Annotated in this window: 14 protein-coding genes; 10 read left to right on the top strand and 4 right to left on the bottom strand. The window is 39.0% G+C overall.

Annotated elements, in window-relative coordinates:
* Window position 1 precedes the first annotated feature (1 nt).
* From TOL2_RS12175 to lptE, 3 genes are all read left to right on the top strand, one after another.
* Window positions 2-1,351, top strand: a complete 1,350-nt coding sequence (locus tag TOL2_RS12175) for a LytR C-terminal domain-containing protein (protein ID WP_158406105.1) — start codon at window positions 2-4, stop codon at window positions 1,349-1,351.
* 208 nt (window positions 1,352-1,559) lie between these two features.
* The gene (leuS, locus tag TOL2_RS12170) at window positions 1,560-4,163 is read left to right on the top strand and encodes a leucine--tRNA ligase (protein WP_014957737.1); all 2,604 of its coding nucleotides are present in this window, start codon (window positions 1,560-1,562) and stop codon (window positions 4,161-4,163) included.
* 34 nt (window positions 4,164-4,197) lie between these two features.
* Entirely contained in the window at window positions 4,198-4,674 is a 477-nt protein-coding gene (lptE, locus tag TOL2_RS12165; RefSeq protein WP_232507933.1) for an LPS assembly lipoprotein LptE, read from the top strand.
* 113 nt (window positions 4,675-4,787) lie between these two features.
* Here the strand turns inward: lptE and rpsT are convergent, their stop codons facing one another.
* Complete coding sequence (rpsT, locus tag TOL2_RS12160; RefSeq protein ID WP_014957735.1) at window positions 4,788-5,042, bottom strand: 30S ribosomal protein S20; 255 nt, start codon at window positions 5,040-5,042, stop codon at window positions 4,788-4,790.
* Between the two features lie 101 nt (window positions 5,043-5,143).
* Between rpsT and murJ the strand changes: the two genes are divergently transcribed.
* Genes murJ through TOL2_RS12135 form a run of 5 tightly spaced genes read left to right on the top strand, consistent with a single transcriptional unit; the run spans window position 5,144 to window position 8,238 of the window.
* Window positions 5,144-6,706 carry a murein biosynthesis integral membrane protein MurJ gene (murJ, locus tag TOL2_RS12155; protein WP_014957734.1) on the top strand — a complete coding sequence of 521 codons (1,563 nt, stop codon included), beginning with the start codon at window positions 5,144-5,146 and terminating at the stop codon, window positions 6,704-6,706.
* Between the two features lie 6 nt (window positions 6,707-6,712).
* Window positions 6,713-7,018, top strand: coding sequence for an FtsB family cell division protein (locus tag TOL2_RS12150; protein WP_014957733.1), 306 nt, complete (start codon window positions 6,713-6,715; stop codon window positions 7,016-7,018).
* Window positions 7,015-7,320 (top strand): hypothetical protein, encoded by a 306-nt coding sequence (locus tag TOL2_RS12145; protein WP_148278108.1) that lies wholly within the window; start codon window positions 7,015-7,017, stop codon window positions 7,318-7,320. Before TOL2_RS12150 ends, TOL2_RS12145 begins: the two co-directional genes overlap by 4 nt.
* Complete coding sequence (locus TOL2_RS12140; protein ID WP_014957731.1) at window positions 7,317-7,820, top strand: rhodanese-like domain-containing protein; 504 nt, start codon at window positions 7,317-7,319, stop codon at window positions 7,818-7,820. Before TOL2_RS12145 ends, TOL2_RS12140 begins: the two co-directional genes overlap by 4 nt.
* The gene (locus TOL2_RS12135; protein ID WP_041279469.1) at window positions 7,810-8,238 is read left to right on the top strand and encodes a MauE/DoxX family redox-associated membrane protein; all 429 of its coding nucleotides are present in this window, start codon (window positions 7,810-7,812) and stop codon (window positions 8,236-8,238) included. Before TOL2_RS12140 ends, TOL2_RS12135 begins: the two co-directional genes overlap by 11 nt.
* Here the strand turns inward: TOL2_RS12135 and TOL2_RS12130 are convergent.
* Window positions 8,225-9,103: a formylglycine-generating enzyme family protein gene (locus TOL2_RS12130; RefSeq protein ID WP_014957730.1), complete on the bottom strand. Its 879-nt coding sequence runs from the start codon at window positions 9,101-9,103 to the stop codon at window positions 8,225-8,227. The two genes, TOL2_RS12135 and TOL2_RS12130, sit on opposite strands and share 14 nt — an antisense overlap.
* A gap of 263 nt (window positions 9,104-9,366) precedes the next feature.
* Here TOL2_RS12130 and TOL2_RS12125 point away from each other — a divergent pair, with 263 nt between their 5' ends.
* Together TOL2_RS12125 and TOL2_RS12120 are read left to right on the top strand one after the other, a co-directional pair.
* Window positions 9,367-10,119, top strand: a complete 753-nt coding sequence (locus tag TOL2_RS12125; protein WP_014957729.1) for a LysM peptidoglycan-binding domain-containing protein — start codon at window positions 9,367-9,369, stop codon at window positions 10,117-10,119.
* Between the two features lie 174 nt (window positions 10,120-10,293).
* Window positions 10,294-10,530 (top strand): dodecin family protein, encoded by a 237-nt coding sequence (locus TOL2_RS12120; protein ID WP_014957728.1) that lies wholly within the window; start codon window positions 10,294-10,296, stop codon window positions 10,528-10,530.
* 78 nt (window positions 10,531-10,608) lie between these two features.
* Here TOL2_RS12120 and TOL2_RS12115 read toward each other — a convergent pair whose 3' ends face one another.
* Together TOL2_RS12115 and trpC are read right to left on the bottom strand one after the other, a co-directional pair.
* Window positions 10,609-11,334: a phosphoribosylanthranilate isomerase gene (locus TOL2_RS12115; protein ID WP_014957727.1), complete on the bottom strand. Its 726-nt coding sequence runs from the start codon at window positions 11,332-11,334 to the stop codon at window positions 10,609-10,611.
* 7 nt (window positions 11,335-11,341) lie between these two features.
* The gene (gene trpC, locus TOL2_RS12110) at window positions 11,342-12,139 is read right to left on the bottom strand and encodes an indole-3-glycerol phosphate synthase TrpC (protein ID WP_014957726.1); all 798 of its coding nucleotides are present in this window, start codon (window positions 12,137-12,139) and stop codon (window positions 11,342-11,344) included.

The following is a 12,139-nucleotide window of genomic DNA, read 5'->3' as shown; positions in this document are numbered from 1 at the left end:
AATGGTAATTCGAAATCAAATGTCAAAATTATTCATGGGATGTTTGTTGTTTTTTTGCTGTTTTTTTAGTCTTTCAGGCTGTGCTGCCATGAAGAACTGGTTCTCATTTGTCACTGATTCAAACATGTTTAAAACCGTTGATCAATTAGATGAAAAAGATTTTAAACAATTTATATCCACTGTGAAACCTGTTACAGATTATGCGGAAAATCAGTACAAACTGGCAAGGCATTTCCAAAAACAAAATCAGCATGAAATTGCTGTTGAAGAGTTTATAAAAGTATTAAAAACAGATCCTGAATTTTATAATGCTTATAATGCCCTCGGGGTTTCCTATGATTTTTTAAAACAACATGATTCGGCAATTGAGGCGTATCATAACGCCCTGAAAATAAATCCAGAACTGGATTATGTGTATAACAACATCGGTTATTCAAATTTACTGAAACAAAATTTTAAGGCAGCATTAAAAGCCTTTGAAAAGGCCATCGCAATCAATTCGGAAAATAAGATTTATCAAAATAATCTGGCTCTGGCCCAGGCAAAATTAGGACAAGATTATTCTTTTACAGCAGATTCTTACACACCTGAAAAGCAGGATATATTAACTTCTACTCTCGATACAAAGCAAGTTACCCGGAAAAAAACAACCGAAATAACGGATAGGTTGGGTGACAGACAATTGGAAACCTCACCTTTTGAAAAGCCTGTTGAAATAAAAATTGAAACCAATTATTACGCAGTACAGCTTGGTGTCTATTATGATGTTAATGCCGCCATCAAGGTTTTGAAAAAAGCCATAAAAAAAGGATATGATCGGCCGTATATAACAAAAATAGAAAAAAACAAACCCTATTATCGGGTGCGGTTTGGAAAATATCAAACCAGGGCGGAAGCTGAGGTGGTGGCATCTCAAAATTTAGATAAAGTTGGCAAACCTTCATTAACCGTTATTGAAACTTATCCCATAGATGTCTTTTATACAGAAAATGAACATTTGAATCGTGACAGTTTAAATCATGGTCGTTTAAATCATGGTCGTTTGAATATTGAAGTGTTAAACGGCAACGGAATTTATCGTATGGCTAAAAGAGTAAGTATTTATTTTGAACAAAAAGGATTTAATGTTGGAGTTCCTTTAAATGCAAACCATTTTAATCATCCGTCTACAAGAATTTATTATGCCCCTGGTTATTACAAGGATGCTCAAAAAATGGCTCAAGATATTCCTGGTTTTAAAATTGCTGGAGAATTTGTTGAATCGGCAAACTTGAAAGCAAATATCCGGTTATTGCTTGGAAAAGACATCTCTTTGTTTAATGCCGAATTAAAGAAGCGTTTAAACATATAGATAGCATAGTATTTTTCACTGCCTGTCAACTTCCGAACTTTAGGTCCGATCTCATCCAACGCTTGGATGTCCCTCAAGAAAAGAAAAATCCAAACACAGAATTCTCTTGATTTTCTTGCTATTTGCCGTTGATTATGGCATCTATTAAAACTCAAAATTAAAGAAATTGTATTTCACTGTAGAAGAAGCTTTCACAAGGAGTAAGGTAATGGAGGAGCGGTATAATCCGGAATTGGTAGAACCAAAATGGCAGGCATACTGGAAGGAAAATCAACTTTTTAAAGTCACTGAAGACCCTTCAAAAGAAAAATATTATCTATTGGAAATGTTTCCTTATCCTTCCGGTAAAATCCATATAGGCCATGTGCGTAATTATACCATTGGTGATGTGGTTGTCAGGTACAAAAGGATGAAAGGCTTTAATGTTCTTCATCCCATGGGGTGGGATGCATTTGGCATGCCCGCTGAAAATGCAGCCATTGATAATAACACACACCCTGCAGCCTGGACTTATAGCAATATCAGTGCCATGCGTGCGCAGCTCAAGAAGATGGGGTTCTCATATGACTGGGACCGTGAAATAGCAACCTGTCGTCCGGAATATTATAAATGGGAGCAATGGCTTTTCCTTAAAATGCTTGAAAAAGGTATGGCCTATCGGAAAGAATCTTATGTAAACTGGTGTGAAAAATGCCAGACAGTTCTTGCCAATGAGCAGGTTGAACAGGATAAATGCTGGAGATGCTCCCGACCGGTTCAGCAAAAAAAGTTGTGGCAATGGTTTTTCAAAATTACGGATTATGCTCAGGATTTGCTTGTCCATTGTGATCAGTTGCCGGGATGGCCCGATAAAGTAACTGTGATGCAGAAAAACTGGATCGGCAGGAGCGTCGGGTCTGAATTGAAATTTAAAATCCATGGCAGGGATGAAGATCTTGTGGTGTTTACCACAAGGCCGGATACGGTTTTTGGTGCAACCTTCATGTGTCTTGCTCCGGAACATCCTCTGGTTGAAAGCCTTTCTAAAGGGACAAAAACGCAAGATGAAGTGGCGGCTTTTGTTAAAAAAGTATCAAGCCAGGAACGATCTGCCGAAGGTATAGAAAAATATGAAAAAGAGGGGGTCTTCACGGGTGCGTATTGCATTAATCCCGCAACTCTTGAGAAAATTCCCATTTATACAGCCAATTTTGTTTTAATGGAATATGGAACCGGTGCCATCATGTCTGTTCCTGCAGGTGACCAGAGGGATTTTGATTTTGCCCGGAAGTATGGGCTTGAAATCAGGGTTGTGGTTCAGCCGGAAGGTGAAGAACTTGACGGCAATACAATGCCGGAAGCCTTTACAGGTTCAGGTGTTATGGTGAATTCCGGAGAATTTAACGGGCTGGACAGTACAAAAGCCATGGATGTGATGACCGACTGGCTGGAAGAAAAGGGCAGGGGAAAGAAAACTGTTTCCTACAGATTAAGAGACTGGGGAATTTCACGACAGCGATTCTGGGGGGCACCGATTCCGGTGATTCATTGCCCGGATTGCGGTGTTGTTCCGGTTCCTGAGGCGGATCTTCCCATACGCCTGCCTGAAGATGCCAACCTTCTCGAAAAAGGTGGATCTCCCTTGCCGACCCTTGATTTTTTTGCCAAGGCCACCTGTCCTGCGTGCGGCAGGCAGGACGCGAAAAGAGATACTGATACCATGGATACTTTTGTTGAGTCTTCCTGGTATTATTTAAGGTATTGTTCCCCTCGATATGAGAAGGGCATGTTTGATCCTGAAGCTGTAAAATACTGGGCTCCCGTGGACCAGTACATTGGTGGCGTAGAACACGCAGTGCTTCATTTGCTGTATTCCCGGTATTTTATGAGGGTATTGCATACCCTTGGCATGATTGATTTTAAAGAACCGTTTACCCGGCTTCTCACCCAGGGCATGGTGTGCAAAGAGACCATGACCTGTCCTGATCATGGATTTCTTTTTCCGGAAGAAGCAGTGAAAAACGATGACGGGAAACTTGTGTGTACACGATGCAACAGTGATGTTGAGGTGGGGCGTGTTATTAAAATGTCCAAATCCAAGAAAAATGTTGTGGACCCCAACGAACTGCTTGAAAAATACGGGGCTGATGTGACTCGGTTGTTCTCTTTGTTTGCCGCTCCTCCTGAAAGAGATCTTGAGTGGAATGAGGATGGTGTTGAGGGCAGCAACAGGTTTGTAAACAGGGTGTGGCGGTTTGTTCTGGAATGGTTGGAAAAAATTGATGGAATTGAACCCTTTAACGGTTCAGCTTGTGATCTTGCATCAAAACAGGCAAAAGATCTCTATATCAAGGCAAATCAGACTATTAAAAAAGTGACGGAAGATATTGATAAGAGCTTTCATTTTAATACAGCCATTTCTGCTGTCATGGAGCTTGTAAATGACCTGTATGCTATTGATCCTGATTGTGTAGACGATGAAGTGAAAAAAGTGATTCTGTTCAGTATTGAAAATATCCTTTTGCTGTTGTCCCCCATTATTCCGCATTTTTGTGAAGAACTTTATGAAAAGCTGGGCAAGACCGGGTCGATTCTTGAGCAGCCCTGGCCTGAATATAGAAAAGACTCTCTTGAAACAGATGAGGTTCTTGTTATTGTGCAGGTAAACGGGAAGCTTCGATCCAAGTTTAAAATTGGTTCGGACACTGAAGATGCTGTTGTCAAAGAAACGGCGTTGGCTGATGAAAAGATTAAAAAATATATGGGTGATAAACAGCCCAAAAAGATTATTGTGATCAAGAAAAAACAAACACTTGTTAATATTGTTATTTGATATGAAAAAATTTAATTGGATCTTATGTGGTTTTTTGTTTGCAGTTTTTGCATCCTGTGGTTACCAGTTTGAAGGCGGCGGATATATTAACAAAGATGTGACTCGAGTTGCTGTAAATATTCTGGATAATAATAGTTTGCAAACAGAAGCAGGTGTTGTATTTACCAATGCCTTGATCAGGGAGATCATTGAAAAAACCGATACGGCTGTTGTTGATGAATCCCATGCAACAGCTGTTATCAAAGGAACCATTAATGCGATCACCTTTTCTACCTTATCCCGTTCAACTACGGAATCCGTTATAGAAAGGAGGGTTTGTGCTGTCCTTGATTTGAGGCTGGTGAACAAGGATGGCGAAATGATATGGTCTGTCAAGGATTTTGCGACTGATGAGGAATATACCGTATCTGAAGATAATATCGAAGATGAAAACAATATAAGGGATGCTGTGGAGAAAATAGCCACAAGAAGTGCTGAAAAAGTAATCAGCAGAATGCTGAATAATTTTTAGCTTGAACGTCAGCTTGAAAATAATAAAGACAGGATCTGCAGTATTAAATTAATAGTCAAATCCTGTCTTGTTATAAATTAAGTCGTTATCAACAAAAGTAAAAAATATAAATACTATGTGTTCATAAACTTGAATAGTCTTGAGATTTTTCTGGAAGCAGTCTTTTTATGGAGAACACCCTTTTTAGCGGCTTTGTGGATCGCAGATTGAGTTTTTCTCAGGATTTCATCCCTGTTGTCATCCCCGGCTTCTTTTGCAGCACGAACCTTTTTTTCCATGTTCTTGAGTGTGGTTTTTACAGATCTGTTTCTAAGCCGTCTTACCTGACTCTGTTTAGCCCTTTTTTTTGCAGATTTATGGTTAGCCAACTTGGTATAGCTCCTTATTTAAGTGTATTTAATTTAAAAATTTTTCCATATTTCAAATTAAGAATACTATAGGGTTTGTTGATTTTTGTCAAGGAAAACTTGTGAGAAAAATACTAAAAAAGACAGCAATGATAAGCAGTTTAACATTTAGCAGTCGTATGCTCGGAGTTATTAGGGATGCCATCATTGCCATGTGTTTTGGTACATCTTATCAAAGTGATGCCTTTTTTATTGCCTTCCGGCCCTTTGATCTTTTACGCAAACTGTTTTCCGAAGGGATTTTGAGTGTTTCCTTTGTACCGGTCTTCTTTAAAACCCTTGAAAATGAAGGGCTTTCAAAGGCAGTTATAATGGTTTTTTCTTTTTTTTGTTTTATTTCCCTGGCCGGTATTTTTATTGTACTGACCGGGATATTTTGTGCCCCTTTGATCATTAAGGTGATTGCCCCCGGATTTATTGGTGATTCATACACGTCCGGACTGACAATGATATTGTTTAAAATTATGCTGCCCTATTTCTGGCTGGTTCTCATTACCGCCCTTTGCATGGGTGTGTTAAATTCTTTGGGGCATTTTGGTGCGCCAGCCGTTGCCCCTGTTGTGTTTAATCTTGTTTTAATCGTGTTTGCCATTTTTTTTACTAATTATTTTAAAATCCCCGTAATAGGCTTGGCTGCCGGTGTTACCATTGGTGGCGCTGTTCAGCTTGCCATACAGATTCCATTTATGATCCGTCTTGGGATGTTTAAAATTCCTTTATTTCAATTTTACCGTCTGTTATCGGTTTGTTTTTTTCATCCAGGACTATTAAAAGTCATGAAAATAATGGTTCCCTGTATGGTTGGTGCTGCCTCGTATCAGATCAATATCATGGTGGCTTCATTTTTTACTTCAAAACTTGAAGAAGGCAGTGTGTCTTTTGTCTATTATGCAGACCGGCTGGTACAGTTTCCATTGGCACTTTTTGCCGTCTCGTTTTCTATGGTTTTTCTGCCGGAATTATCAAAAAAAGCTGTTTTGGGGCATTTGGATGAAATAGCAGACCTGTTTTCAAACGGGGTCAAACTTGTGCTGTTTATCACCATCCCTGCAATGGCAGGATTGATGGCCCTGGATGAAAAAATTGTTGCATTATTGTTTGGGCACGGGGCTTTCAAAGGCATTGCCATTCAACAGACAGCGGACTGCCTGTTTTTTCTGGTTTCAGGCTTGTGGGCATTTACAGGTATAAGGTTGTTTGTCACATTGCATTATGCACTGTCCAGTATCCGTATCCCTTTTTATTCGGGAATCCTTGCCATAGTGTTGAATCTGATATTTTGTTTCCTGTTTGTTGACAGTCTTGGGCTTAAAGGGCTTGCATTATCCGTTTCAATATCCGGCATGGCAGGGTTTGTATTTTTGTTGATCAATATGCCGGGAGCCGTGAATGTTGATAAATACGGGATCATTGTTTCTGCTTGCAGATCTGTTTTCCTGTCTGTTATAATGTTTTTTCTTGTCAGACAGGCATCGGATTTTATACTGAAAGAAGAATGGAATAGGTTTTGGTTTGGAACAGGAGTGATGGGATGTATATGTTTTGGAATGATATTTTACTTTAGTGTAAATGTTTTTATTTCAACCCCTGAACTTAAAATGTTGAAAAAAGGAATGACTAAATAGTAATTCATGACTATTATAGAAAAAACAGGCCTTTTTGCCGCCATATTTATTTTTCTGGCGCTTTTATGCATCATTGTCTTTTCAAAAAACGGTGTTTTGGATTATAAGGTACTCAAAGAAAAAGAAGCCGTTATTCAGGATCAGATACGGGCTGTCGAGGTTGTAAATCATAAACTTGAAAATGAAATTCAAAGTTTAAAAACCGATATGGATTATATCAAACATGTGGCAAAGCATGAGCATGATATGGCTGAAGAAGACGAACTTATTTTTAAAGATAAATCAGGTGATAAAAGGGATAATAGACCATGAGTAAGAGTATGCAAACGCTTGAGTTGGCAAGGATTTATGAACGCCAGGGATATTATGAAGATGCCTTTGAAATTTATTCGTTCTTATGTATGCAAAAAACGGATAACCAGGAATCTTTTAATGAGATTTCAGCAGGTTTAAAGCGTATGGAAAAAAAGATCAAAAAAAAAGGTCATGAAGTCCAAGGCGCTTATCCTGAAGAAAACATATCCCGGCTTTGTGAAAAATGGTTGACTTTGATGGTTTTAAAACATCGGTTTGATAAATTTAAAAAAGTAAAATCAAGGCTCTTGCAGCGATGATCCGAAAAGATTTGACAGGAGCTTTAATCATTGTTTTAGGGGCTTTGGTGACTGCTTTTTCCTATAATTATTTTTCCCCTTCCGGAATTGCTTTGTTTGGCCAATGGGAGACATCAAAAGGGGTTGTCTCTGCTGCTTCAAAAACCGGTTCCGTTAATAATTCAATTGAGATAACCAGCTCTGACATCATCTGGCAGATGGTTCAAAAAAAGGAAAGGGTCGTTCTGGATGTAAGACCACATGAAATCTATAATCAAGGGCATCTGCCCCATGCCTTGTCTTTCCCGTTAATGACGTTTGACGATGATTTCCCTGAATTATTAAATTTGATCAACAGGTCGTCGCCTGTCATGGTCTATTGTTCAAGCGTTGCCTGTACTGACAGCCATGAGTTTGCAGACCGTTTGAAAAATATGGGATATACTGATGTCAAGGTGTTTTCGGGCGGATTTCGGCTATGGCAGGAAAAGGGGTATGAAATAGAAAAAAATGAAAAATAGTTACACAGAAGTATTTGCTTTTGTCATCAAGCTTGTTCTGGGTATTACGTTTATTGTTGCAAGTTACCACAAGATAGAAGACCCTGCCGGATTTGCCGGGATAATATATGGATATGCTGTTTTTCCGGGGGGCATTATCAATCTTCTGGCCATAGCCATACCATTTTTAGAGTTAGTTGCCGGGTTCAGTCTGATCCTGGGGGTATATCCAAGATCCGCACTTTTGATTATGAATATATTGCTTTCAGGGTTTATTTTTATCATTGGATTTAATCTGTTGCGCGGGCATCAATTTGATTGCGGCTGTTTTTCATTCTCAGGTCAAAGCAATACCGCATCCAATATTTCATTGCTGGTAAGGGATGTTTTTTTGTTGGGAGCCGGAATTCATTTGTGGAAAAAAATCAGCGCATCCTGACAATGCGAAATCCCAAACTGTTTCTTCTTGTCTTTGGTTTATAATAGCTTCTGTAAGCAGACCGTTGATATTTGCCTGTCTGATACCAGCCCCCTCCCCGAATTATTTTATGTTTTCCCGTTTCATTCAGAGGGTCGACAATGTTGTCCTTATAGGTTGTTGTTACTGCTCCTACTCTGGCTCTTAATATGTCGCGCCATTTGCATGAATCAAGGACCCATTCCTGGACATTACCATGCATGTCGTAAAGCCCCCATTTATTAGGGGCTTTGGTTTTAACGGGGTGGGGCTTGAAATCCCTTGCAGGGCTTGCCAGTCCTGAGTTGTAGCAATACCAGGCCATATTGACAATGGCAGGCTCGGGTTCATTACAGGAAAAGGTTGTGATGGGACCGTTTGAAAAAGCTGATGTGGAACCGGCCCGGCAGGCGTATTCCCATTCAGCTTCAGTGGGGAGTCTATACTTGTCCGTTGCTTCCCACTTATTTAACACTCGTATAAATTCCATGCAGTCGTTCCATGAAACAGTATCGATTGGAAAGGATTTTCCAAGTTTTGAAAACGAGGACGGGTTAAATCCAACCAGTTTTTCCCACTGTCCCTGGGTTACTTCTGTTTCGCCCATATAAAAATCTTTTGAAATCAAAACCTTGTGGCGCTTCTCATTCCACTGGCGACCCGGTTCGAATACAGGGCTTCCCATTAAAAAACTTCCCTTGGAAATGAGAACAAACCGCATCCCAAGTTTATTGGTATAAGTTTTACTCTGAGCAAAAACAGGTTGATGAAAAAGGGCAAGAAGTATAAAAAGGGTAAAAAAGAAGATGAAAAAAGAGGTTGTAACAAATTTAAAGTCATGTTTCATGAAAGTATCCTGCTATATAATCAAAACAATAGTCATGGGCAAATTAGCTGTTTTATTCGGATTTGCCCACAACAAAGATTGAAAGTCTTTGTGTGAATTTTTTAAGACTTTCATATAACTGTTACTTAAGAACCCTATCATACAATTGATTGATTGTTCAATAATGAAAATTAATCTGCATTTGAGGTTTATTAGCTTGAAAAATCAGCTTAAAATGGTATTAAATGGTTATTCAAAATAAAAATTAATGCAGGAGCTTTGAGATGGACCACAAAGATAAACCTGAAGCAAAGATATCAACAACAAAAATCACACCCAATAAGAAAAATGCAACTCATGTTACGGGTACTGGTGAAAAGTTTAATACCGCGCTGTTAAAAAAAAATGAATTTGCGATGATCATTTTCGGGGCATTACTGTTGACTCTTATCGTATTTTTTCTTTTTTTTAGATCCCCGGATATTAAATCGGATATTAAATCAGAGAGTAAACAGGATACGAAAACTGAAACGGTTGAAAAAAACACATCAAGCTCATCCTTTACTGATCTTGAAAAGAGAATTGAAAATTTGGAACAAGCACTTCAAGCCGGGGAAAATTCTTTTGGATCAACAAATGATCAATCGACATACGGCGTAAAGGATATTGATCCCATAAAAGAGAGGGTGACAAGACTTGAAACTGCATTTTTAGTTAAATTTGACTCTTTAACAGAAAGAATGGGGAAAATTGAAACAAGCATTTCTCAGATTAAAGCCGGGCCGGGTGCAGTAATACCGTCCAAAGCGTTGCCGATAAAAGCAGTACCGCCAAAAGTTGAACTCAAACCTTTAATACCGGTAAAAAAGGCCGTGAAAAAAGAGAAAAAGGCTTCGGTTTCTCATGCAGTTCAAAAGGGCGAAACTCTTTACAGTATAAGCAAAAAGTATAATACCAGTGTTGACACCTTACGAAAATTGAATAATATGTCCGACAATGCTAAAATCTATCCGGGAAATAATATTATTATCCGATAGTTTTGAATTTAGAGGCCTTAACTCAGAGTATGGGTTAAAATAGGTTTGACAATTTTCTATAGTTTTATATAATCAACAATATTCCATGTCTTAAATTTGGCCAGCGTTTAAAAGATCTGATTTCCATGCTCCTCTTTTTTTATTAATTTTTTTTGTTTATTACAGGAGGTAATTATGGGTGACAACAGTGTTTACAAACTTATTGATCTTGTCGGTTCAAGCCCCACATCTTGGGAAGATGCAGCCACTAAAGCCATTGAAAAGGCAAGTGCCTCATTAAAGGATTTAAGGATTGCAGAAGTTCAGAAACTTGATATTAAAATAGAAGGGGGCAAGCCTACGCAATTCAGGGCCAATATGCGTTTGTCATTTAAGTATAGCAGTGAAAATAAAGAACCTTGGATTGCTTGACGCAGAAAAAGCAAATCTGAGATTGGCGTTTAAATATCAGGACGAAATTTAAGATTAAAAATCGGAAAAGGGTATCGGTCAATCCTTCATGGCCGTTACCCTTGTTATAAAAGCGTTGACCTTATTTAAATCTTTTATCCCATAAGTTTTTTCAACACCTGAAGAGACATCTACCGCTGCTGGTTTAGCAGTTTTTATTGCCAGGCAGATGTTATCCGGATGAAGTCCTCCGGCAAGAACTAAAGGTGTTCTTGTTTTCATTGACCTGCTTGTCTCCACCGATCTGTTTGTCTCCAATTGAAGGGACAGTTCATAATTCCAGGATTCCGCATTTCCGCCGGGCAGGGTTCCTTTTCCATATTCAACCAGTAGAAAAGAGGCCTTTTGGTATAAAGGGGCCTGGGTTATAAAGGGTTCTCTTGTTGCAAAAAGAGCTTTAATGACCACAAGATTCTCTTTTAACAGGTCATCAATAAGCTCCGGGGGTTCATTGCCATGCAGTTGAACTCCATTTAAACCGCATGCATTGACTTTCTCCATGATACCTTCATAGGATTCATTCACAAACACCCCAATGGTAAGGATATGATCCGGCAGAGCATTTGAAATTTGGGCTGCTCTTTTTACAGATACATTTCTGGGGCTTTTTTCAAAAAACACAAGACCTATGGCATCTGCTCCCAGGTTTGCACATCCAAGGGCATTTTCAATATCAGTCAGTCCGCATATTTTGATCCAGGGTATTTTTTTTGATAATTTTTCAGTTAGCGTTTTGCCTGTTTTTTTTGTCTCTTTTTTTATCATGACATGCTCACTTGATATTTCTCAGTTCTTTTATAAGCAGTTCAGGATCTTTGGCCTTTACAATGCTTTCTCCAACAAGAAAGTTGAATATATTGGATGAAAGGCCGTTGTCAATATCTGCAAAACAAGAAATACCACTGGCCTCCACCGGGATGATATCTTCTGGAATAATTGCGGCAATTCGTTTTGAGACATTCAAGTCGGTTTCAAGGGTTTGAAGGTTCCGATTATTCATATCCACAACTTTTGCATCACAGTCATAGGCAATTTCAAATTCTTTTTCCGAGGTGATTTCAACCAGCGGCTCCATGCCAAGTTCCCTTGCAAGATGAATGTAATCTGTGAGCTGATCTTTGGACAAAATTGTGGTGATCAGAAGAATCGAAGATGCACCTGCTTTTTTTGCTTCATAAATCTGGTAGGAACCAATGGTGAAATCTTTTCTTAATACCGGAAGTTCAGTATTGGCACAGACCGCTTCCAGGTCTTTTAAACTGCCTTTAAAATATTGGGATTCCGTTAGAACGGAAATCGCACGGGCACCTGCCATAGTATAGGTTTGGGCATACAATACCGGATCAAGGTCAGGGCGGATATCCCCTTTGGATGGAGAGGCTTTTTTAACTTCTGCAATAATGCCGATATCATCGGGACTGCTCTTTTGAAGGGCTGTTAAAAAGCTTGCCGCAGGTTTTGTGTTTTCGGCTTCCCTTCGAATTGTGTTCAAAGGGATATTGGATTTGGCTTTTGATACTTCCAGGGATTTTATCTCCAGCACCTGTTTTAAAAATCCGTCAATACCCAT

The sequence above is a fragment of the Desulfobacula toluolica Tol2 genome (genome assembly GCF_000307105.1).
Taxonomy (GTDB): Bacteria; Desulfobacterota; Desulfobacteria; order Desulfobacterales; family Desulfobacteraceae; genus Desulfobacula; species Desulfobacula toluolica.
This window is presented reverse-complemented; position numbering and strand designations above follow the sequence as displayed.